Genomic DNA, 22,410 nt, shown 5'->3' with positions numbered 1-22,410 from the left:
AAGTCGAGAGCGCTGTGTCGGCGGCGCGACAGGTGCGGCAGGCTGCTTGTGCGCGCAACGATGTCCACGCACCTTCGACGGAAGAGGACAACGGTCGGTGACGCGCGCTTTCCCTCTCCCCTCTGCGGACTATCGGATTCACCTATCCCCGGATGTGGCGCGGGTCCCCTCTCCCGTGCGGGAGAGGGACAGGGTGAGGGATGCGCGCTTTCCGGACAGACCTGGTCCCTCACCCCAACCCTCTCCCGCACGGGAGAGGGGGTGCGTGGCGGCTTTCGCAAGTCTATGTGTGAACATCGTAGCCTCTGCGGGGGAGGGCGAGTGCCCGTCGCCGAACGCGCTTGGGCAAATCCTGTCGCCTGCGCCAGCGCCGCAGCCGTCCGCCTATCGAGGCAGCCCGGGATCCGCCTGCGCGATGAGCTTGCGGCCCAGCAGGGCGAGGGTCGCGCGGCGTCCGAGCTTCATCACCGGATAGAGCAGGCGGGCGCGGGACGGGTCACGCAGCAGTCGCGCCAGGGTTCGGCCGATCGCGCCCCGGTCCTCGCTGAGGGTCGAGAGCAGCACGAGGGCATCCGCGCCGTAATACAGGGTCTGGCCGTGGCGCACGACCATGCCGTTGTTGAGGTCATAGCCGCGCCGGGCAAGATCCTCGACCACGGGGCCGCCCTCCCGCGCATCGATCAGCGCCACCGCGCCGACCGAGCGGCGCAGAGCCATCAGGCGCACGTAGTTGCTGCAGAACGGGCATTCGCCGTCATAGACGACCGTGAGGGCAGCGTCGGTCATGGCTTCAGATCGATCCGGTGCTCGGCTTCCGACACCACCCGGCGGACCGGCAGACCGTCCTGCAGGCTCAGACAGACGGATTCGCGGCGGTAGATATAGGCGACGACATCGCGCAGGGGCACGCCGTCGAAGCTCGCGCCGTGCTGGAGCGGCACGAAGAAGTGGTGCGGATAGAAGGCGTGGGGAAACGACCCGAGCGTGTCGGCGATCCGGCTGACCAGGCCGTGATAGCCGCGGATATAGGCGTCCACCGCGGGCCGGTCGATCTCGTTTTTGGACAGTTCCTGCCCGGCCTCGTCCCGGGCGGTCAGGACCGGCACGTCGCAGGTCTGCGAGGCCAGCACCTTGCGGTAGACCTGGGTTCCGCCATTCGGGTTGTCGAGGGCGAAGGCGGTCTCGGCGTCCGGTGACCCATAGGCCATGTGGGCGAAGGGATACGAGTAGAAGGTGAAGAAATTCGTCGGGACGTAATGCCGGCCACCGTCCTTATCGACCGCCTGGAAGTACATCTTGTTGTTCGCGGCGGTGTCGTACCAGCCGAGCCGCGCCTGGGTCATGAAGCTGTTGTCGGTGAGGATGAACAGCACCGAGAAGAGCCCGACCAAGAGCGGCGGCCGCTGGTAGTGGCGGCTGACCACCACGGCGCCGATCGCCAGGTTCAGCAGGATCCACGGGGCGAAGTTGGCCCCCATGACGGCCACGATGGACAGGTGCATCGCGTCGAAGCCGAGCAGCAGGACCACGAGCCAGCGTCGCGGCATCAGGATGCCCACCAGCGCCGCGCCCTGTCCGAGCAGGATGAACGCGTTCGTCACCGGCCCGGCATGGCTCAGGATCGCCCGCATGCCCGCCACCAGCCAGGACCAGCTCGCGTAGAACACGTGGTTGTTGTCGAGGCCGACGCTGAACAGCTTGCCGGGGTCGTTCGTCAGCAGCCAGGAAGTCGGGCCGGCATCCAGCGTCACCTTGGCCAGGAAGGACGAATAGTAGTTCCCGAGATGGATGCTGATCGCCGCCGCGATCAGGATTTTGGAGAACAGCGCGCTCGCGATCGCCGTGTCGCTCGTCGCGGAGCCGCCCAGGCCCGGCCGGGCGCTCACGCGCTCCGTCAGCGCGATGATGGCGAGGCCGGCGAGCAGGCAGAAGCTGACCTCGGCGAGGGGCACGACGTCGATGATGTGCCCGTGCCAGAGCCCGGTCACCCGGATGACGGCAAGCTTGCTCCAGACCAGATATGACGCTCCCACGGCGCCGAGCGACGGCCAGCGCAGGCACAGGATCCCGGACGCCACGGCGGCGACCCAGAGGACCACGATGGCCCAAAGCGTCATCGTCGCCTTGAAGCCCTGCTCGACCACCGGGAAGAGCGGGTAGTGAACGAGCGCATAGGCCCCCGAGATCACGCCGATCAGCTGCAGCAGCCGGATGGCGGCTCGGTCGGAGGCGGCATAGGTCCGGCGCACCATCGCGGCGGACAGCAGCAGCGGGAGCACGATGATGTAGAAGTTGTTCCGCTCGTCGATGACCCGGGACAGCTTGAGCACCATCAGCAGCGCGATGGTCTGCGCGAGCACGATGAGATACGGCCGCACGACCGCGAACGAGACCGGGCCGGCCGGCCGGGCCTCCTGGAGCGAGAGCGTTCCGTTCGGAGCTGAACTCGAAAGCGATCGGATCATCGTCACTCTTCGCTGCCAGGGGATCGCGGCGGACGCCGTGACGGCTGGACCGTCGGGCCGGTCCCGACCCGTCCGCATGTCGGCAGCCAAATTGCCATGGTTCGCGGCCGGCCCACGGGCAAAGTCGGAGGAGGCGGGGTACGCCTTTCGGTTGCGGCGGGTGCTTCGAGCCGATGTCCCCGCTCCGGCAAATCCGGCTTCGAAACGGATTGCTCCTGGCCGCCACGCGGCTGGCTTGGGCTACCTCGTCAGTCTCGCCGCGCTCATCCGAATGGATAGCCTGCGCGGCCGAGGGGAGTCCTGCGAGATTGGCTCGGCACGCTCTCATGGTCAGTGACGGGCCATGTGCGTCGGGAATGCGCGATCACGCTTGCGATCCGCTGACCATGACGACGGCGGCCTCGGACGATCGCAAACGATCGCTCCGGTTTCGCACCCGCAAAACTTTTGGAACCAAGAGATTTCAAGGCAGGAGGATACGGAATGCTGGTCATCAAGCAGAGCGCGGGCCGGTTTCTGGCCCATCGACCTGCCCTGCGGTCGTCCATCAAGGAACTCGTGGAACTAGCCTTCTGGCGCAAGACCCTGTGGAAGTCGAAGGGGCGCTTCTACAATGCCCACCTGGTCCCGTTCTACACGTCGTTCTTCGGCCTGGACCAAGGGTTCTACGCCGGCAAACGGGTTCTCGACGTGGGCTGCGGCCCGGTCGGCAGCCTGGAATGGGCGACCGAGGCCCTGGAGCGCGTCGGCCTCGACCCGCTGGCCGATTCCTACGTGAAGCTCAATCGCGGGCGCCATCAGATGCGCTACGTCGCGGCGCCGAGCGAGAGCATCCCGTTCCCGAACGGCCGCTTCGATGTGGTGACCATGTTCAACGCCCTCGATCACGTCGAGGATGTCGACCAGACGATCGGCGAGCTGAAGCGTGTCTGCGCACCGGGCGGGACGATCCTGCTGATCGTCGAGATCAACCATCCGCCGACCGTCACCGAGCCGCACCTGCTGGGCCTGGACATCGTCGACAAGTTCGACGGGTTTTCCGTAGAGCGGAGCGAGGTGTTCGGGATCCGGGACGACCACAACGTCTACGGCAGCCTGACCGACCGGCACCCGTTTCCGGGTTCGGACAAGCCCGGCATCCTCTGCCTGCGGCTGACCAAGAAGCTGAACTGAGGCGGCGCGTTTCAGAGCGTGTTTGACGTCTCGATCTCGGTCGGAAGACGGTTCGGAGCCACGGATCTCCGAATCACTCCCCTCAGAGGTGCCGGGCGATCGAAGATCGCTCGGCCTCGCAGGAGCCCGCCAGGGATCGCGGTAGCCTCTGGAGGGCTCCTTTGAGTCCCGCTGGCGCTGGTTCCTCAGGATGAGGTCGAGGGTCGGAAAGACGCGTCAACCAGACTCTCACCGGCTCTGTCCGCTATTGCGGCGACATGGTCCCGTAAGGCGAGGCTTCGTCCACGAAGGTCGTTTTGCCCGTAATCCGCGCGCTCATGAATTTGCGGCTGGCGACCCAGAGCGGCTGGAGCAATCGGCTGCCGGCCATGAGGCCGCGGCCGCCTTTCGATCCGGATGAGAAGATCGGGGTTTCGAAGGCTTTGAGCGCGACGGGGTTCGGTGACATCACCCGTGCCCGGCTGATCGCCTGACGCTGGTAGAAGAAGCCCCAATCGTTCGCGGCCGCAACCACCGGACGGTTCGCCGCCAGGATGCCTTCCGCCGCCTGCCGGGTGATCACGTAGGCCGCATTCGCGCCGAGCCCGCCCATGCTCATCGGCAGGCACAGCCGGTAATCGCCGATCGAGACCGCATCCACGGTGCTGAACGCGGCGCGATGCTGCGGCCGATTGTGGAGCAGGACGACGTCGCCCCGGCGCAGGGTCGCCTCGACCCGAACCAGGATGTCGTGGATGTCGGGCGGAAGCACCGCGTCGTCCGCGACGATGAGCCCCCAGGGCAGCTTGCGGGCGATCATCGACTCATAGGCCGCCAGGTGGGAGAGGGCGCAACCGACCTGGCCTGGGCTCAGGCCGGAATCCGGCGCGGCGTCCCGACCGGCCACCGTCCCGTCGATGCCCAGGACCTCGAAGTCCGGCCCCCAGATCGTGTGGAGATGCCGGGTAATATAGGCATGTCTCTCGCGGAACCGCGGGACGGATATTGCAATGCAGCACATCGCACCAACCTTCGATGGACGATATTGTGCAGAAGTTAACAATTTTGCAAGATATTTTAGCGCGAAAAATCAGTAATCATCATACATCGAAATTGCCTGTCCGGTATCGACCGGTATGCCGATGCGGTATCGATAGTTTCCAATCCGGATCTGCCGAATCGGCAGGTTTGGGGTCGGATTGTTTGAAATGCGATTGTCTTCGTGCTGACGCCGTGCCGGCGACAGGATCCGGTCAACACAAAAAGCGGTCTTCTCTTGCAAAATCCAGCGCCTGGCCCGGATGCGTGTGCAAAACAGATCTTGCCGGCGCAGCCTCGAGAACCGGTGTCGGATCGGCGCGCCGTCAGGTCTCCGGCCGGGTCCGCAGGACCGGTAGGATCGCCGCCAACAAGAATTGATGCAGCCCGTGATTCACGAAGAGCGGGCATTCGAAACAGATGAGGACGCTGAGCTGTGCCAGGAACAGGATCGGCCACGCCTCGATATAGCCCGGCGATCGGGCGAAGTGCAGGATGACCCGGCGCGCCGTATCGAGCATCACGCCAGAAAAGACGAGCAGGCCGACGGTTCCGAACGCGACCGCGATGTCGATGAAGTTGTTATGGAAGAACCAGACCTTCTGCTTCGTGGTGAAGTGCAGGTAGGGCGCGGTCGTGATCGGGCTCTCCCAATAGGCCTTGTAGCCGATGCCGATGACGGGCTCCCGCCAGAACTGGTCGATGCCGAACTGCCAGAGGATCGTGCGGCCGGTGAGCGTCGTGTCCTTGCCGAGATCGGAGAGCAGGCTGGCGGACAGATCCGCCCCGTAGCTCGCGCCGACCAGGACGCCGATGCCGGCGAGCGCGATGGCGACGCCCAGGCAGAAGCCCGTGACCAGGTTTCCCTGGCGCCACGCCATGATGACGCTGAGCGGTGCAAGCCCGAGGACGCCGGCCATCAGGGCGGTCGCGGAATGGGACGAGGCGAGCAGCGCCAGAGCCCCGAGGAAGGCCACGCCCGTCAGAACCCGGTTCCAGCCCTGCAGGAACAGGGAGGCGGCGCAGAGCAGCTGGAGGCTCATCAGGCCCCCGAGCACGTTCTTGTGCGAGTAGACCCCCGACCATTCCCCGCTGAGGCCGCGGGTCATGCCAGGCGCGGCCACCCCCAGCACGACCGACAGGATCTGGCCGCCCAGGAGCCCGAGAAACACGATCCGGACGACGCCGGACAGTCCCACCGTGGCGCGCAGGGCGATCCCGGCCACGATCGTGGCGAGCAGCTGGAGGCCATGATAGGCCGAGATGCCCGGGGTCAGGGACCAAGCCGCCGACAGGATGGCGAGCGCGGGCCAGAGCAGGATGATCGGCCGGCTCCCGAACAGGGTGCTGGCGAGATCGCGCCGCAGGACCAGGAAGGCGAGGGCCGCCAGATCGGCGCCCATCCAGATCGCCTTATCGAGCCCCGGAAGCTGGACCTGCTCGCCGCTCACCGGCGCCAGCATGATCAGCAGGATCCAGGGGATCGCCGAGGCCCCGAGCCGCGGAAGTGTCTCCGCGCGACGGCGCCGCCGCGCGGGACGGGCCGCCTGCCGGCCGGAGATGTCGCCAGGGCCATCGAGCGGAAGCCAGGCCGCCAACGCGGCCCCCCCCGGCCCGAAGCCCGCCATGTCTCGCCGAACCGCCATCGCACCCAGCCCCAGAGTTTCCGAGCGCTCCGCGCCAGCGGCTCCGTACAGACGGGAACTCTAACCGAGCCCACCGCCCGGCCGATTCCGCCAAACGAGGTAGGCCGGCCCGCTCGGCCGGCTGGTAGCATGGCCGTGAGCGGGACTTTGAGGGGGGAATGCACGGGGAAAACGCCCCCCCACCCGGGTTTGACCGGGTATCGAGGAGCGGATCAGCGCCCTCCGGGAGGCACTTTTCCATAACAATTTGGGACGGTTAGGTGGAGCGGGCGATCGGGATCGAACCGACGACATTCAGCTTGGGAACTAGACGTGCTAGTGCAAATAACCATTATTCTCTATCGCTTTAGATGTGCATCGCACGGCCTGTTGTGACTATTGTTGTGAGTTTACGCGGGCTCCGCCGTCTCCGAACCGGCGGTTCATCGCCTCGCGGAGGTCCTCGTGCGTCGAGTGCATATATCGCTCGGTCACGGAAAGGTTCGAGTGGCCCAGGAGGTCTCGGGTCGCGAGCGGGTTTTTGCTCTGTCGGTAGATCCGAGTCCCGGCCGCATGGCGCAGATCGTGGATCCGGACATCCTTGAAGCCGTGGTTCGCCTTGAACCGCACCCAGTAGCTTGACAGGCCCTCGTAGGTGATCGGGTAGCGCTGGCCCGCGACGATCTCCCGGCCTGACTTGACCTCTGTTCGCGTCCTCTCGGCCACATAGGTCCACACGAACTCGGGGTGGTAGGGCTCGCGCGTGTCGGGGTCGGTCTGGGCGAGGAGGAGTGCCTCGATCTCCTTACTGATTGGGATCAGGTGCGGCTTCGGGGACCGGCGGGATCCGCGCTTCTTCTGCTTCTTGAGGGTGATCGACCACGACTCCCAGTTCACGTCCGTCCACTGTAGGCTGACCGCTTGAGCCTTCCGAGAGCCGCACTCCAGCATGAAGAGAAGGCATGGGAGATAGTCCGGCCGGAACTCATTCAGCACCACCGCCTCGTGGGACGGCTTGAACTCAGTCACTCGGTCCTGGACCTCCAGGAGCACCACGCTCCAGTCAATCTCGCACACCGTCCGCCCGTTCTTCCGAAGCCACGCCAGCGCGAACTTGACCGCTTCGCACGTGATGTTCACGGCCCGGTTTGAGATCGGAGTCGGTCTCTTCGTTCGCTTAGACGTGTCGCGGCGGCGCTTCTCGCGAAGCCTAATCATTGCCTCAGCGTCGATATGGCTGATCGGCATCTCCGGGCCGAAGAACGCCTCGGCGTAGGCCAACTCGCGGAAGATGTTTTTCGCGCCTCTAGCGTGCTGAGCATGGTTCTCCCAGTATGCCGAGAACGCGTCGCAGACCGGCTGGTCCACGATCTTCCCGCGCTTGTCGCGAACGTTAAGCTTCTCGACCTCAGCGGCCAGGGCTTTGAAAAGCGCCTTGCGTTCCGCCTGGATCTTTTTGGCCTTCGATTTTCCTGCCGGTGTGTTAGCAATGATATCGGTGGGCTTGGTCTCGCGATAATCGCCGGCCTTGAACTCTGTGTACCATCGCCCGTGCTGGTAGAACGCCATCTCGTGATCTCCTCTAGTGTTTTCTTCGGCCGAATCGCTCCGCGAAGCTCCGCGGAGCATTGTGAGCCGCAGCCTTTGGTCTGCCGGGACGACCAAGCGGGACGAAGGACGCGGGCTGTGGGGGAGAATCTGGGAGCCGTTGCAGCCACAGGATCAGATCATCGCGGTGGACGCGTTTCCGGGGACGCGGCCCGTCACCCATCAGGCGAGGCACGATCCCTCCTCTATCTGGCGGCATCCGCAGCATGTCGTAGACCTTGGAAATGTCGCAGCCGATAATGGCCGCGACTTGCACAACTGTAAGAAGAAAAGGCCAAGTCTCTTGTTGCAGGGGGTCGAAATCGATCATGTTCAGGCTTGAAGGTTCGACCGTACGTAACAGCGCGATCAGACCCGGATGGGTCATAACATCGAGAATTCTCCAGAGTTATATTATTGAAATGTACTCGGGTTTCGATACGAGAGAGTAAGACGAAAAGGGGGAAAGGAGACCTATAGTGGCGGACGAGTGATTTGCTTATAAACAAATATCGCATCAGCCCCACACAAGCCTGAACGCCGATGCTTGATCCCCGGTCTCGAAAGTGATCTCGACACCCTTGTCGGTCATCTTAATGTCTGGCTTGGCGCTCAGGTTATCGGTGCACCAGTCGAGAATTTCTCGCGCCAGCGCATCGCGATGAGGGCGTAGTAAAAGTATACGAGACCCTATTGGTGTCACTTCCAGGTCGCCCGACTGCTTCTGACCATGACGCGCTACAGCAAAAGATAAAAAGTCGTGGGTCGTAAAATTCTCAACCGTACGACCGGTGAGCGCTTCGACTGCGCGCACCACCGCCTTGCGGCCCTCGTCGGATAGGACGAACGCTCCTGAGCGCATGCCCATCGGACCACGATCGCTCATGACTAGAGAAGCCCGGCCATCGGAAAGCGGCTCGCTGAGATGACCCATAAGGCGGCTGGCTCCGGACGGAGTTAGGCCGAGGTGCTGGGCGATGTCAGCCACGGTTGGCAGTCGATCGCCTTGCTCTACGTCCATGGTCATCAAAGCCGTGAGCAGGGCAGCTTGGATCTGAGCGACCGATATCCGCGCGCTGTGGCCGCGAAACACATCGAGCGCACCGATCAAACCTTCCAACAACCGCCGCATCTCGTCCGAATCGATTTTTTCCACGCTCATGCTTGCCTCCGCCGACTCCGCCATGTATGCGAAACCACGACACGTCGTCAACAGGATATCCGACGTGAAGAGGAGGAGTCTGGTGAAGACGAAGGGATTGACCGCCGAGAAGGCCGGACGCTTGCCTGATCAGTCTGCGGCCGCATTGAGCGGCCAACGCCATGCCTGGGAAGATCTGCACGAGTATCTGCGCAAAGAAGGGCTCGCCGCTAAGGGCCTCGCGTCATCGGCAGCCGTCAGCGGCGTGGAGCGTGCGGACGGCGTGGAGCGTGCGGACGGCGTGGAGCCTGCGGACGGCGTGGATGCCGTGGACCACGCGCCGGGCGCCGACCTCGGCGTGGTAGGCTCCGAGGAAGAAGACTACATCCTTGATTGGCTCAAGCGCGAGCGCGTCTGCTGCACCTACGATCAGCGCATTTCCTGGCGACGCGACCAAATCAACCCAGTGGACCCGCTTTGGAACGTCGGACGACAGTCACTGACAATGGATCGTGTTCTGCGGGCCTTGACCATCGAAGCTAGGCGCGACGGCCAAAAAATTCCGCTGTGGCTCGCCTCTGCCGTATTTGCCGACTGGCAGATTGACCAACGGCGAGTCGACGCCAGACAGGTTTTCACTACGATCAGCCGTGTAGGCGCTTCAGTATCAGCCGAAGAAGAGGAGCAAGGTAGAAAGGCACTGGTAGACCTTTGCCGCCAGAGACTCGACGACGACCCAGATTTTTCTGCGGCTGTCATCCTGACAATCATGCACCAAGTTAAGCGCAAGCTGTTGGGCGAACCGATCGACCACCATCTGGTGTTGATGATTCACAGCAGCACAGGTGGCTCTGGCAAGTCGGAGTTCATCAAGGCACTGTTCCGCCCACTGGCCACACTATGCGTGAACATCAAGCTCGACGAGATGCTAGACAGTCGGACCAGGGCGGTGTGGGACAGATATGTCATCAATTTGGACGACGTCGACGAGTCGGCCGCCAAGCAGCGAGGCCAATTCCGGCGCTGCATCACGCAACAAGAATGGGTGAATCGCACCCTCGGCACCGGAAACATTGGCATTGTTTCTAACAACGCGACGATCGTCGGGTCTACGCACCATCGCATTTGGGAAATAATGCCCGACACGTACTCGATGAGACGATTCGCAGAACTCCATGCGCGAGAGACGCCGGCCGACCCCGCGGCAATTACAGCGCTCGATCACGCGGACATGATCATGATTTGGCGCTCGGTCGATCCATGGGGGTCACGCCCGATCGACAGATTGGGCTTCGCGGCCAAGCTGCGAGACCGGCAGGAAGCAACACGTCTCCGTGGGCCCGTCGAACAATGGCTCGACAATTTTGCTCCGACTGATTCGGCTTACGCACGGCGCAAGGATGCCAACGGCTGGATCCGGGCCACGGACTTGTACCTTTACTGCTACAAGCACTACGCGGCGATCAATCTCGGTTCGAAGGGCGAGTTGACTGCTGACGCTTTCGGTAAGCAGTTGCGCGGGTTGCTTTCTGCGCGCGGCACACGTGCACCTTTGGAATTTCGGCGTGGCCGAATGGCGAATGAGTATCGCTTCAGCAGTGTGGAGACCGGGGCGCCTGCGGCTTCTACGACGCTGACAGATATGAATGCGCCGCCCGAGTTCGATGCGATGCGACATTAGCTTGCTGAATGTTCTCCAAATTCCAGGAGGCGTTGATGGCCACGTTCCCGTCCTGCGTCTGACGCTGGAGGCGGCTCGCGCGTGCGCGCGCACGTTCGCTCCAGGGTTTTTTGATCCATGCCAGTCTGTTCCTCTGCGCCGTTCGGCGCGAGGGTAGTGCGCCGCAGGGCGTAAATCCGCGGGGTGACGTTTGGTGGGTGAGGTTCCGGCGGGGCTGGGTTCATGTTCGGCGGAGCGCGAAAACGAGCAGGAAGGCCGCGGCTCAGATCTTCCTTCAACGCTTGATGGAGGAGCATGCCCGAGCGACTCCTGGTGAGCCGGTTGCCCGGCGCCTTCTCACCGAAACGATGGAACGGTTCTCTCAGGAGATGACGCTCAATGCCGCGAGGGAGTAGAAGCTTCTTCGCCTTTGTAGTCGATAGCAGCACAGCAACGTCGTAGCTCTAACAAGTCAGGCGCTGCGTTCTAACGCGCTGGTAGAGGTAGCCTTGACAAGACAACAATGCGTACCGCTTCTTCTAACTTCTAGCGGCGGTGGTGCTGTGCCACTATTGCCGCTGAGGCAAGATGATCCGAATCGAAGGCTCAGCGAGGCTGACATTCAGGCGCTGGTCCAAGCGCATCCGGCCGTACTGCCTATCAGAGAGATCGATCCGATCTTTGCCGACCCAATTCCGATCTGCACGGAACTGAGCACGTCAGCAGGATTGATCGACAACCTTCTCGTAACTTCTACTGGTCTACCCGTAATAGTAGAGTGCAAGCTTTGGAAAAATCCGGAAGGGCGACGCGAGGTCGTTGCGCAGATCCTCGATTACGCCAAGGAACTCTGCCGGTGGTCATCCGCCGACCTCCAAAGGGTCGTTAGGCAGAGGCTCGGGCATTCGAAAAACCCTCTGCTCGAACGCGTACAAGCCCAATACCCTTTAGTGGATGAAACGGCATTCAATGATGCGCTGACTGCGAACCTGCGGCGCGGCCGATTTCTGTTGCTGATCGTTGGCGACGGCATCCGCGAGGGAGTCGAGGCTATAGCCGAGTATCTCCAAGACCATGCTGGTTTGCATTTTACGATGGGCCTCGTCGAGTTGCCTTTCTATGTGCTACCTAGTGGCGACCGCATCGTTGTACCACGCGTTCTCGCTCGCACTGTTAACGTGATTAGAACCGTGATCGATGTTCCTGAAGGGTACATGGTCCGAAGCCAAGAAGATCTAAGCTCCGAAAGCTCGATCGCGGATCCTGAGCGAACCGCTTTGTCCGACGCTCAGCAACGTTTTTGGTCGGAATTTTTGCAAGTTCTCAAGCTCGACGATCCCGAGCAACAGATCCCGAGGCCCGCCCGCCAAGGCTACCTCGGGTTCATGATGCCGGCGCCAAGTGGCTCGTCGTGGCTAACCGTCTACCGAGATTTTAATCGGCGCGAGATTGGTCTTTTCCTGTCCTCTCATCGGAACACCGCCGGATCGTATGCTATGCAGGCCGTTGCGGAACAATGGGATGACATTCGGTTGCTGCTAGGTGGTACGGCCAAATTGACGAGCACGCGAGACGGTCGCGACACAGTAACAGATACCTTGAGTACAGGCTTCCTGGATCAAGCGGATGTAAGACGAATTGCCTTCGCTTGGCTTGCCGAACGAGTGAATACCTTTGTCAACGTGCTTCGGCCACGGGTGCGCTCGGCAGTGGCGGACTACAGATCTCGTGAATCCTAATGGGTATTCCACAACATTCTTGAAAGTACGTGCGAGCGCTTCGGCTCACGAGCATGGCTCATTTACTTGGGGCGTCGGGTGCACGATAGTCGAAACACCACAGTAACTTGGACGACGAGAATTTCGTCCGTTGCGTACCTCAAGCGCGCGCAGCGCGTGTCATCGAAGAGGGGGGATCTCGACGAGGGAACGAGTTGGACGAAGGAGGCGAGATCCAGACAGGGAATCGGACTGCTGAATTCAACTCGCCCCGGGCGCCGCCGCGAGCGCAGACCGATCGGGGCAGCAGCCCCGGTCGTGACAAGCGATGCGGCTTGAGATCCCGTTGCGGCGCAAGCTGCGCCGCCGCGGGATTGATCCCGGCATGACGGATTAGCTTTCGAACAGGGCGGAGACGCGTACCGCGTCCCGCCGCTGTGCGCACTCGTCCTCGCGGGCACGGGCAAAGCCCGTACCCGACAAACACGGCGCGCGAGCGCTTCGCGCCTTCTTACAAGTCAATAATTCATTGATATACGCTGCCCTTGCATGACGTGTTAGATTTAATCGATCCACGTTTTCATTTAAGAGACATGCACCGGACGGATTTTTCTTTCATCGATCGCCCACCACAAGTGGGCGAGACTACCTTCACGAACTACACTGGAGCGCCCGGCTGCGGGAAGTCATCAAGACGGAACCGGGAGATGGTCGCTGCGCCCGCGCTCTACGTTCTGGCGACGCCGCGGATCGATCTTACGGAGGAACATGCAGCACACCTCCGGGAACTGGCAGCGGCCCATGGCAAGACCCTGACGATTGAGACTATTCATTCTGATCAGCCCCGGAACCGCTCGGGCGTCGATCGCCGCCTGCGAGATGCCCTGGCACGAGCCGCGAGCCCGCACACGATCATCGTCACGACGCACGCTGGGTTGCTTGGCTTGGAGCGGAGCGACATCGCGGGCTGGCACGTCTGCGTCGACGAGATCATTGATACGGCGATCATGTCCGGCGAGATTGGTCTCGGCGCCTCTTGGCCCGCCCTCGCGGCATTTTACGACCTCGTCCCGAGCAGCGAAGACGGATGGTACAGGCTGGCTCCTCGCAAGGACGTCCAGCGCGTCGGTATCCGGCAGGTGCGAGGCGATGTCGGTCGCGAACTCGTCGAATTGCACCGGTTGGCTGCCTCGCGCGGCCGCATCGTCGAGGTCAATATCGCCGTCTGGGCGGACGCTGGGGTCTCGAAGCGTCGCGTCCGGTGGCGATCGATCTGGACGCTGGCCGAGCTTCAAGGTGCTCGCTCTGTGACAATCGCCGCAACGGGGTACACCGGAAGCCTGCTCGACTACGCCACACGCCGGGCAGGTGGCGTTCACATCAACACGGTTCCCGTGGGCAATCGGCGCATCGGTCAGCCGCAGATTGAGATCCGCTACTACACCCGCCATTCGGGCTCTACGAATTGGTGGGAGAGGAGCGAAGGCAGCGCCTGCATCGCGGCTATCGCGCAGCACCTCAGTACCATAAATTTTCAGGGCTACTGGACAGCGAACCAGATGGCGGCGCCGTACCTGCGACATCGGTTCGCCGGACTGGAGGTCAGGCCTAAGACCGCTGGAACGAACGTTCTGCGCGAGTTCGAGGAGTGCGCCGTCGTCTACTCGTGCAAAGCCACACCCGCTGACACGGCGCTCATTGAGGCTCTAAACCTCGACCGCGAAGCCGTCCGCGCGGCTCGCGAAGACGAGGACATTTTCCAGATGGTTACTCGTGGCGCAATCCGAGACCCGGAATACAGTGGGCGCTACGAAATTCACGTCTACGATGACGGGCAGGCTGAGCGCCTGCGAGCCCGAATGCTTGCAGGTGGCTTCACCGACGTGATGCTGGTGCCGGTGTTCGAAGCTGGCGTCATGGACGTCAAGCGCAAGAGTGCGGGGCGCGCCAGGAAATCCGAGAATGCCACAATTAACGAGACGGCGGACGAGCGCGCTGAGCGTCTTCGCCTTGCAGAGGTCGAACGCGGGCGTCGTCGGCGTACTGAGGACCAAGCTAAGAAGATGGAGGCGGGGACCTATCGAGGCCGAGGTCGGCCGCGGAAAGTAGCCAGTGCGCACCAGCCATCGGCATGAGATGGCAGCGGCTCTCCCAATCCAGATCCAAGCGCTGGAAACCCGGGCCGCGGAGCTTCGCGCGGACGTCGAACCAGAGCGTTCTGAGCGGGTCGAAGAATGCGAACGCGCTGACCGTCTAGTGGGCGAGGTGGCGACCCGCGCGCGACTCGCCCGCGTCTTCGACGAGGCTACCAGCCGGGAACACGAGCTACAGGCGCAAGTGGCGGGGGCCGACAGGCTCTCGCTATGCCTCGGGCTGCTCCCAGGTGGAATTGTTTGGCAGGCTAGCGCGATCGGATAGCTTGGATGCACGCACGCTCCCGGTTTCGTACCGCTCACCCCTGTCGATCCCGCGTGGCGGGAGCGCATCCTAAACCTGCTGGCGGACTGGAGCGCGGATGGCCCCGCCGAGGGTGTCTCCTAACGCTACCGCTACGACGACGAGCACGACGCGGTTGTGATCAGAGCATGGCCCGCGGAAGTCGTCGTCACCCTCTCGGCGGGGCGTCTGACGGTAGTCGGCACCCCGAGGCTGCGGTTCTGGTGCGTGCCCGCGTCGAGAAGCTGCTAGCCGTCACGCCGTACGATTGGCCAACGGAGCATTGATGCTGCCGAAGTATTTCGGCAGTACCACCTCATGTATGCCGGGACCTATCTGTGGGTGAAAAGCTTAAAGGCCATGCGCCCGAATATCGCAAGCATGCCGATTAACCATCCAAAACCACCAGTTGGTATAAGGGCTTTCAGTATAAACCCGATAAAATTGAATTTTCCTCCATGAACCAGGAAAATGATGTAGTTTGTCATTCCCAATTCCGTATCTTCGAAGCCTCCTATACCTCGAACGAACATCCATTCGATATCAAACAACCCACAAACACAAGCGCGAACTGTACTTTCAATTCGCGAACAGGATCATCAAAAGGATCATCGTCATAAGCGTCGTTTGACATTCAAAGTCTCCTTGCTTCGCTTGCATTCCATAAGAACGATTGCAAAGTGTCAATGAGATCAAAAGCAATACGATGTCGACGAATACGCAAGCTGATTATGTGTGCCTGTACTGGCACACTACGCTGCTGCAATCGTACCGGCATGAACTTGCCCATGCGGGATGTTCCAGATCACCCGGGAAGTTATTCCTATCGGCTGATCTTGGGATTTGGAACGTGAGCTACTACGGAGGCATCACCAAAGTGGGGTAATGTCCGCAGGCCTGGGGGGCCTCTGCCGAGAGAGAAACGCGCGAAGTAGGATCTCGCGCAGGATCATGTACGAGTCGCGTACGTCGTACATTGTCGCTCCCAGGCCGGCATGCACGGAGCTTCCTCTTGCCCGATAAAGCCGGGCAACGTCCTGGTACAAGCGATCGCCGGATGCTCGATCTCGGCCGACGTATGCGCGAACCGCCCGAGCGAGGCTCTTTGTGGTATCTCGACGCCCAGGCCGCATCAACATTTCGATGACAGTCCAGATCGTAATCAACTGTGCTTCGGGGGTCGGAAGCCACCAAAGGCCATCAGCCAAGATGAAGGCTCGCTCTAGGTCTGGATCTGACTGGACCACGGTAAGATTGGGGAGGAAGCCAGCCAGCGACTTATTGAACGACGGGGTAAGATTTACAGGCTGACCGGAAATGGCCAGTGGCCGCTCGAACCTCCAAACATGAACTGGTCCAGACGGCTGACGGGCTTCCTCGAAAGGTACATTCGCCAAGATTGGCAAACAAACTGGTTGGCTTGAGACAAGTCGAATTGCAGCCACGGTCAGCTTCAGAATTTCAAGTCTTGGCATGCCGAGGGGCCGCGCTCCTACTGCGAGCGAGACCTGTATCTGAGCGGTTTCGGCTGCGTATTCGTTCTGTAGAGCATACCAGGGACCCGGGTTATGGCTCTCTGATCGTGGTGGAGCGGCTACGGCGACCATTGGGGGGGCAAAAATATGAGCGTATGTAGGTCGAAGGAACAACCCAGGTAGAAGCTCGTACTCAGGACCTTCCAGGGTCGCACGCGAGAGTGCGGCGAATAGCGGTTCCTTGTCGAAATCGATCGTTGGAGCAGGTGGGGGCTTGTAGGTATCACTGCTTAGTTCACGTAGACGCGCAAGCGGATCGTCGATGTCCTCGCGCATGAACGACCTTTCAAAACCTGCACCTCACGCATGGGCACGTTTGTCGGTAGGGGTATGCCGTAGCGTACACGGTGTTCTGTCGAGAAATAGCGTCCGTATGGGTTGCTTTCCTCTAACGTACATGCATCTATACGGACATCGTATCAACGGACGAGAATTAGCCCGATGCAGACCGTCCTCTACGCCCGCGTGAGTGTTGCCGATCAGACGATCGCACACCAGCGTAAGCAGGCTGAGGCCGCAGGCTTCAAGATCGATGTGGTTGTATCGGATGAAGGGGTTTCGGGCGTCTCGACTGTCCTGGCCGAACGCCCGCAGGGCCGGCGCCTGTTCGACATGCTTCGGGCAGGCGACGTGCTTTTGTGTCGTTGGGTCGACAGGCTCGGCCGCAACTACCAGGATGTGACGTCGGTGATCCGTGAGTTCATGGACCGCGGCGTCATTGTTAAGACCGTCATCAATGGGATGACGTTCGACGGCAGCACCACTGATCCCGTACAGATGGCTGTCCGGGACGCGCTGATTGGCTTCATGGCCGCAACTGCGCAGGCCCAGGCCGAGGCAACACGAGAAGCGCAAAAAGCCGGCATCGCCTATGCCAAGGAGCGAGATGACGCCTACCTCGGCCGCAAGCCCTCCTATAGCCGATCGCAGTTCAGCGACGTCGTTGCCCGTCTCGAAATGGGCGAGGCCGTCCAGGCGATCGCCAAGGCCACGAGTCTGACGCGGCAGACAATCTATCGCATCCGGGACAACAGGGCCGAGGCTGAGGCTGCCCTTGCACGGTGGGCGGCATGAGCAGCACCACGACGATCCGGGATCACCAGGGCCGCGTTGTCGCCCACCTGCGCGAAGAAGGCGACACCACCCGAGTCTACGATCCGACGTACCACACGCTGGGGTATTACCTACGGACCCGAGATACGACGTACAACGCGGGACATCGGGCGATTGGTCGGGGCAATCAGTTGATGCGGTTGGTGCCCGTCTTCTGAATTTTGCTAAGGATTTCCTCCCGACGCATCGTCCACATCCCAAACTTCACCAACCATGTCAACAACTTGTTTCAAATAAGCATGCCTTGCCCTAACGAGAGCAAGTTTCAGAGGCTCGCGCATTTCCACATACCGATTATGTAAAATCTGGGCATTATCAAGAAATGTCTTTTCTTTGATGATATATTCCGCAGAAGCTGATTTCGCCGGCTCCCAATTTTCATCTTTATCTACTGGACTGTCCGTAAAAGCAGTCGTCAAACGACCAATTCTATCCTCATATTTTACTATTTCTTGCTCTATCCGAACCAGTACATCCGTAGGGTTACCTGATGAGTCTAAAAGGTTAGGAAATTCCGGAGGCAGTTTAGCTGTGATCAAAGCTTCTATGGCAAGCATAGTACGCTGCACAAGTTTCCCGAGTCTGATAGCCTCATCTGGATCTAACCGATCCCTGACGTTAATATGACCTAACCTAGTAATGCCTATCTCATGCACCAGATCATTGCGCGAAAAGTACAGGTTGACAAGATCATCAAACTCACTTTCATCCACCCACGGTGCGCCTGTATTTTGACGTTGAGCTTTAAGCGCATCCCAAGCATTCGTATTTTCATCAAATGACTTGAAAATTCTAGAAAAGATATTCATGTAATCATCAAAATTTGACACGTTAGTGACGGCGCCGACGATTGATGGCAAAGTCACATTCGCAGCGAACATTTCGATGACTACTTTTTCTTTGATAACCCTTAGATCGTCTGTTTTAGCGGCTGAAGGCTTGAATGTAAGTAAATCGACCAACCTGGATCGTGCATGCCATTCAAGACATGTCACAAATCCTACCCAGTAATAAGAAATAATTTCACCGCCAACCCACGGAGCCCATCGTGTATCTGTTGGGACCCATTTGTCGAAATTGCCCTTGAGATCAGTTGCGTCCTCAATCAGTTCTTCTAACCGCGCTAGAGCCGTTTGAGCATTTAGATAGGCATCCGTGGCTGACCCGTATCGTTCAGCAAACTTAACTGCATAGTGCGGTTCTTTGGCAGACATGAAAACCTCTCGCGACGGTTCTTGACCGACTTCATATCCTAACTGCTCAGCACAACAACCCGGCCCCGAAAGGATCGGTTTTATATGTCATCATCCGCCGGCACGCCGTGCATCGGCTTCTGCACGGGCGCGGTCGGCATCTGCTCGCAGTTTGTCGGCCTGGGCACGGGTTTTTCGCAGATCCTCGCGCTGTTGCTCAATCCGCAGATCCTCGGCCTCGTCGCCGTACATGATCGCCATGAACGCCTCGCGATCAGCCAGAGTCTCGATCTCTGGCATTGCTTGCATATCTCGAAGCATGGCAATGAATACATCCGCCGGGCAACTGTCGATATCAACGACGTTTATGATATCTCGTATTTTCATGATATAAATGTCCTTCTGAGCGGAAGGTAAGTATCCTAAGACACTTTCCGCATCATCAAGGATATTTATGACGGGCTTGACACAACGAATTTTGAAGTCTGAGTACACGAATAACCATCTGCGGACGAAACTCGAAACTTGCGGAACACAGATAGCGACGGGACGTCGAGTGTGGTGTGGATCACCCGCGTGCGATCGCTGCCGGCGCTACCGGGCTCGACGCATCGCTGATGGGCTGGGTACCTGGACCGATGGGTGCCTGACGTCGCACCGGCTGCGGCGCGTCGAAGCCGTCACACGGGCATGCGGAGCGCCCGGCGAGCTATACGATGAGGTCCACCGCATCCGACGCGCCGCAACGCGAGCGTGCGACCACCGACAGCGGGCCGATGAGCGCTGGGGCGAGATGTGGTCCTACGCGGCTTGGATGCCGGCATTCGTCGTACAATCCGAGGGGGTATCTCAGGGGGTTTGGACTGCCAATCTGTTGGGTATCGTGTACCTTGGCTCGGTTTCCGAACTCACCTACGCCGACGTCCATGGCGTGCGGCTCACGCCATTCCCGCCATGCGTCCTCGGCCGCGATGTACGAGACCACATGCTCCGTGCCCTCGGGTCAACGGAAGGGCTGACTGACTGCGGGGACTACGATCTGTCGCTGGTCTGCGGCGAGCTAGACCGACGGGGTGGTCACAAGGCGCTGATCGCACGACGCGGCCTACAGGAGGTGCGGCAATGATGCGCCCGGCATTCTTGGACCGGCTCATGGCTGGCATCGAAGCTGAAGCGCAGGCAGCGAGGCAGCCCGGCGATCCCGTGTGGACGATCCCTGGCGGGCATGCCGTTCGGCTTGAGCCGGGCCCTATGCAGCGCTTGCTGGACGAGGGCGAGAAGTGGTGCCGCAAGCATGTCGATCACAAAGCCGGGCACCTTTGGGCTTGGCGGATTGATACGAGTGCCAATCACGACGAGCTACCCGCGGCACCAATGTTCATCTTTTCTGATTGGTACGAAGCTTTCTGGTTCAAAATGCGGGTCGGCTAAAAAAGATCGCAGTCGCACTCAGCGGCGCGGGCAACAACGGTAAGCGCCGCCTCGCGCGCCACCTGGGCGGCGAACGCGGCTTGCGCATGGTGGAGCCTTGGCCCCACTTCTACGCCGTCCTCGCTGACAATAGAAACCTCGTCACAGCGTCGCATCGGCACCATAGTCACCGGAGCAAAGTGCGCCCGCTCAGCGAACGACGCATGGCGGGTGTGCGTACTGAAATGGCGGGTTGCCCACCACCGTTACAGAGAAGCCTCGCTTGCCCGTCAATCGCACAAGCAGCACCAACCACACGTTGAAGGGGCCGCCATGGGTTGCCTACGGTGCCAACCAATCGGGATCGGCAATAGGGCGCGATGGCCAGCACCGCCAACTTCGGCTTCATGGGAGGGTACGGGCAAAACCTTGAGGCGCTGCCCGCGCTCGCGGAGAGCTATTTCCGAACTGATCCCTCGACGGCCCTTATCAAGCTGCGGCAGTTCGCCGAACTCCTGGCCAAGGAGATCGCCGCCCGCCAGGGCCTGTACCAGCCCGAGCGTCGCGACAGCTTTGAGTCCATTCTGTCGCGCCTGTCCTACGAGCGTGTCCTGCCCCACGAGACCGCGGACCTGTTCCACGGCCTGCGTAAGCTCGGAAATGACGCGGCCCATGAGGTCAAAGGCACGCACGCCGAGGCGCTGTCGGGCCTAAAATTCGCCCGTCAGATCGCGATCTGGTTCCACCGCACTTACGGCAAGCAGCCCGACTTCAAGCCCGGCCCGTTTCTGCCGCCGCCACCGCCGGTCGATGCTTCCGCGACCCTGCGCGAGGAGATCGCCGCACTGCGGTTGAGCCTCGCCAATAGCGAGGGCGCAGCAGAGGCAGCCCGGCTTCTCGCCGAGCAAGAGGCGCGTGAGCGTGAGAGCCTGTCTGAGCGCCTGCGTCGCGAGAGCGAGGATCGAGCAGTCTGGGAGGCGCTCGCCCAAGAAGGCGAGATCGAGAAGGCCGAGTTGGCCTCCAGGCTCGTGGCCCTTCAGTCTCAGGCAGAAAAGACCCCTGTTGCGACCCTTCAGGCCCTCGTCATATCCGGCGAGAAGGCGGCCGAGAAGATCGACCTCGACGAGGCCGACACCCGCGCTCTGATTGACAGGCAGCTTAAAGACAACGGCTGGGAGGCCGACACGCAGCGGTTGCGCTGGAGCGAGGGCACCCGGCCCGTTAAAGGCCGCAACATGGCCATTGCCGAGTGGCCCATCGTCAAAGGACGGGCCGACTACGCGCTGTTCGTTGGCTTAACGCCGGTCGGGGTGGTCGAGGCCAAACGCAAGAACATCAGCGTGTCGAGCGCCATCGATCAGGCGGAGCGTTACGCCCGCGACATCCAGGAGACTGGCGAGATCACCCTCGTCGATGGCGCGCCGTGGCAGGACGGGCCGCACGCTTACCGGGTGCCCTTCGTGTTCGCCGCCAACGGCCGCGTGTACCTTAGACAGATCGAGACGCAGAGCGGCGTGTGGTTCCGCGACGTGCGCCGTCCGTCCAACCTGCGCCGCGCGCTCGTGGACTGGCCAACGCCGGAGGGCCTGCTAGGCAAGCTCAGCGTTGATGTCGAGGCGGCGACCCAGGCGCTCAAGGACCAGCCGATGGTGTTCGGCTTCCCGTTACGCGACTACCAGAAGGCGGCCGTCGCTAAGGTCGAAGAGAGCCTTGAGGCGGATCAGCGCACGATGCTGGTGGCGATGGCGACCGGCTCAGGCAAGACCAAGCTCGCCATCGCGCTACTGTACCGCCTGCTCTCGACCAAGCGCTTCCACCGCGTCTGCTTCGTCGTGGACCGCTCGGCGCTGGGCGACCAGACCGAGGGCGAATTCTCGACCACAAAGGTTGTTACCGGCAAGACCTTCTCTGACATCTTCGGTTTGAAGGGTCTCAGAGACGTAGTGCCCGACGCCGACACGAAGCTGCACATCTGCACGATCCAAGGGTTGGTGAAGCGCGTCCTGCTCACCGACGACCCGGCGCAGGCCCCCGCCATCGACCAATATGATCTGATCGTAGTAGACGAATGCCACCGTGGCTACCTGCTCGACCGCGAACTCTCCGACGCCGAGTTGAGCTTCCGCGACGAGGCCGACTACGTCTCGAAGTACCGGCGCGTGCTCGACTACTTCGACGCGGTGAAAATCGGCCTGACCGCCACGCCCGCGCTGCACACCACCGAGATCTTTGGCGAGCCGATCTTCACCTACTCGTACCGGGACGCGGTGATCGACGGCCATCTCAACGACCATGAGCCGCCCGTCCGGATTGAGACCGCGTTGGCGCGCTACGGCA

17 protein-coding genes are annotated in these 22,410 nt (G+C 61.1%); 8 read left to right on the top strand and 9 right to left on the bottom strand.

Annotation, left to right across the window (positions count from 1 at the left end; translation table 11 throughout):
- Window positions 1-384: 384 nt before the first annotated feature.
- Both MKK67_RS19570 and MKK67_RS19565 read right to left on the bottom strand, forming a co-directional pair.
- Window positions 385-786 (bottom strand): DCC1-like thiol-disulfide oxidoreductase family protein, encoded by a 402-nt coding sequence (locus MKK67_RS19570; RefSeq protein WP_243968492.1) that lies wholly within the window; start codon window positions 784-786, stop codon window positions 385-387.
- On the bottom strand, window positions 783-2,465 hold the full coding sequence (locus MKK67_RS19565; protein ID WP_243968490.1) for a hypothetical protein: 1,683 nt from the start codon (window positions 2,463-2,465) through the stop codon (window positions 783-785). Before MKK67_RS19565 ends, MKK67_RS19570 begins: the two co-directional genes overlap by 4 nt.
- Before the next feature lie 483 nt (window positions 2,466-2,948).
- Between MKK67_RS19565 and MKK67_RS19560 the strand changes: the two genes are divergently transcribed.
- Window positions 2,949-3,638: a class I SAM-dependent methyltransferase gene (locus tag MKK67_RS19560; protein WP_243968488.1), complete on the top strand. Its 690-nt coding sequence runs from the start codon at window positions 2,949-2,951 to the stop codon at window positions 3,636-3,638.
- A 244-nt stretch (window positions 3,639-3,882) separates the two neighbouring features.
- On the opposite strand, the gene MKK67_RS19555 is transcribed toward MKK67_RS19560, so the two are convergent.
- The 5 genes from MKK67_RS19555 to MKK67_RS19535 all read right to left on the bottom strand — a co-directional run bounded on the left by MKK67_RS19555 (window position 3,883) and on the right by MKK67_RS19535 (window position 9,029).
- Window positions 3,883-4,638 carry a glycosyltransferase family 25 protein gene (locus MKK67_RS19555; RefSeq protein ID WP_243968486.1) on the bottom strand — a complete coding sequence of 252 codons (756 nt, stop codon included), beginning with the start codon at window positions 4,636-4,638 and terminating at the stop codon, window positions 3,883-3,885.
- Between the two features lie 69 nt (window positions 4,639-4,707).
- Window positions 4,708-4,899 (bottom strand): hypothetical protein, encoded by a 192-nt coding sequence (locus MKK67_RS19550; protein WP_243968484.1) that lies wholly within the window; start codon window positions 4,897-4,899, stop codon window positions 4,708-4,710.
- Window positions 4,900-4,981: 82 nt separating this feature from the next.
- Window positions 4,982-6,301, bottom strand: coding sequence for an O-antigen ligase family protein (locus tag MKK67_RS19545; RefSeq protein WP_243968482.1), 1,320 nt, complete (start codon window positions 6,299-6,301; stop codon window positions 4,982-4,984).
- A 375-nt stretch (window positions 6,302-6,676) separates the two neighbouring features.
- Entirely contained in the window at window positions 6,677-7,849 is a 1,173-nt protein-coding gene (locus MKK67_RS19540) for a tyrosine-type recombinase/integrase (protein WP_243968480.1), read from the bottom strand.
- Between the two features lie 535 nt (window positions 7,850-8,384).
- Window positions 8,385-9,029, bottom strand: a complete 645-nt coding sequence (locus MKK67_RS19535) for a hypothetical protein (protein WP_243968478.1) — start codon at window positions 9,027-9,029, stop codon at window positions 8,385-8,387.
- An 82-nt stretch (window positions 9,030-9,111) separates the two neighbouring features.
- On the opposite strand from MKK67_RS19535, the gene MKK67_RS19530 reads away from it, so the two are divergent.
- From MKK67_RS19530 to MKK67_RS19510, 5 genes are all read left to right on the top strand, one after another.
- Window positions 9,112-10,689: a hypothetical protein gene (locus tag MKK67_RS19530; protein WP_243968476.1), complete on the top strand. Its 1,578-nt coding sequence runs from the start codon at window positions 9,112-9,114 to the stop codon at window positions 10,687-10,689.
- A gap of 542 nt (window positions 10,690-11,231) precedes the next feature.
- A complete protein-coding gene (locus tag MKK67_RS19525; protein ID WP_243968474.1) occupies window positions 11,232-12,407 on the top strand; it encodes a hypothetical protein in 1,176 nt (391 codons plus the stop codon).
- A gap of 686 nt (window positions 12,408-13,093) precedes the next feature.
- On the top strand, window positions 13,094-14,521 hold the full coding sequence (locus MKK67_RS19520) for a hypothetical protein (protein ID WP_243968472.1): 1,428 nt from the start codon (window positions 13,094-13,096) through the stop codon (window positions 14,519-14,521).
- 2,277 nt (window positions 14,522-16,798) lie between these two features.
- The gene (locus MKK67_RS19515; protein ID WP_243968469.1) at window positions 16,799-17,431 is read left to right on the top strand and encodes a recombinase family protein; all 633 of its coding nucleotides are present in this window, start codon (window positions 16,799-16,801) and stop codon (window positions 17,429-17,431) included.
- A complete protein-coding gene (locus MKK67_RS19510; RefSeq protein ID WP_243968467.1) occupies window positions 17,428-17,628 on the top strand; it encodes a hypothetical protein in 201 nt (66 codons plus the stop codon). Before MKK67_RS19515 ends, MKK67_RS19510 begins: the two co-directional genes overlap by 4 nt.
- 6 nt (window positions 17,629-17,634) lie before the next feature.
- On the opposite strand, the gene MKK67_RS19505 is transcribed toward MKK67_RS19510, so the two are convergent.
- Both MKK67_RS19505 and MKK67_RS19500 read right to left on the bottom strand, forming a co-directional pair.
- Window positions 17,635-18,684, bottom strand: coding sequence for a hypothetical protein (locus tag MKK67_RS19505; RefSeq protein WP_243968465.1), 1,050 nt, complete (start codon window positions 18,682-18,684; stop codon window positions 17,635-17,637).
- 90 nt (window positions 18,685-18,774) lie between these two features.
- Window positions 18,775-19,158, bottom strand: a complete 384-nt coding sequence (locus MKK67_RS19500) for a hypothetical protein (protein ID WP_243968463.1) — start codon at window positions 19,156-19,158, stop codon at window positions 18,775-18,777.
- A 657-nt stretch (window positions 19,159-19,815) separates the two neighbouring features.
- Here MKK67_RS19500 and MKK67_RS19495 point away from each other — a divergent pair.
- Both MKK67_RS19495 and hsdR read left to right on the top strand, forming a co-directional pair.
- Entirely contained in the window at window positions 19,816-20,094 is a 279-nt protein-coding gene (locus tag MKK67_RS19495; RefSeq protein WP_243968461.1) for a hypothetical protein, read from the top strand.
- 359 nt (window positions 20,095-20,453) lie between these two features.
- The coding region (hsdR, locus tag MKK67_RS19490; protein ID WP_243968459.1) for a type I restriction-modification system endonuclease at window positions 20,454-22,410 on the top strand (1,957 nt) is incomplete at its 3' end.

Source organism: Methylobacterium sp. J-072 (genome assembly GCF_022829425.1).
Taxonomy (GTDB): Bacteria; Pseudomonadota; Alphaproteobacteria; order Rhizobiales; family Beijerinckiaceae; genus Methylobacterium.
This window is presented reverse-complemented; position numbering and strand designations above follow the sequence as displayed.

What these genes read in the sequence shown, in the direction of transcription:
- MKK67_RS19545 (WP_243968482.1), bottom strand. Translation starts at nt 6,301, where the DNA reads ATGGCGGTTCGGCGAGACATGGCGGGCTTCGGGCCGGGGGGGGCCGCG.
- MKK67_RS19560 (WP_243968488.1), top strand. Translation starts at nt 2,949, where the DNA reads ATGCTGGTCATCAAGCAGAGCGCGGGCCGGTTTCTGGCCCATCGACCT.
- MKK67_RS19505 (WP_243968465.1), bottom strand. Translation starts at nt 18,684, where the DNA reads ATGTCTGCCAAAGAACCGCACTATGCAGTTAAGTTTGCTGAACGATAC.
- MKK67_RS19570 (WP_243968492.1), bottom strand. Translation starts at nt 786, where the DNA reads ATGACCGACGCTGCCCTCACGGTCGTCTATGACGGCGAATGCCCGTTC.
- MKK67_RS19565 (WP_243968490.1), bottom strand. Translation starts at nt 2,465, where the DNA reads ATGATCCGATCGCTTTCGAGTTCAGCTCCGAACGGAACGCTCTCGCTC.
- MKK67_RS19555 (WP_243968486.1), bottom strand. Translation starts at nt 4,638, where the DNA reads ATGTGCTGCATTGCAATATCCGTCCCGCGGTTCCGCGAGAGACATGCC.
- MKK67_RS19540 (WP_243968480.1), bottom strand. Translation starts at nt 7,849, where the DNA reads ATGGCGTTCTACCAGCACGGGCGATGGTACACAGAGTTCAAGGCCGGC.
- MKK67_RS19535 (WP_243968478.1), bottom strand. Translation starts at nt 9,029, where the DNA reads ATGAGCGTGGAAAAAATCGATTCGGACGAGATGCGGCGGTTGTTGGAA.
- MKK67_RS19520 (WP_243968472.1), top strand. Translation starts at nt 13,094, where the DNA reads ATGGTCGCTGCGCCCGCGCTCTACGTTCTGGCGACGCCGCGGATCGAT.
- MKK67_RS19515 (WP_243968469.1), top strand. Translation starts at nt 16,799, where the DNA reads ATGCAGACCGTCCTCTACGCCCGCGTGAGTGTTGCCGATCAGACGATC.
- MKK67_RS19510 (WP_243968467.1), top strand. Translation starts at nt 17,428, where the DNA reads ATGAGCAGCACCACGACGATCCGGGATCACCAGGGCCGCGTTGTCGCC.
- MKK67_RS19495 (WP_243968461.1), top strand. Translation starts at nt 19,816, where the DNA reads ATGGCTGGCATCGAAGCTGAAGCGCAGGCAGCGAGGCAGCCCGGCGAT.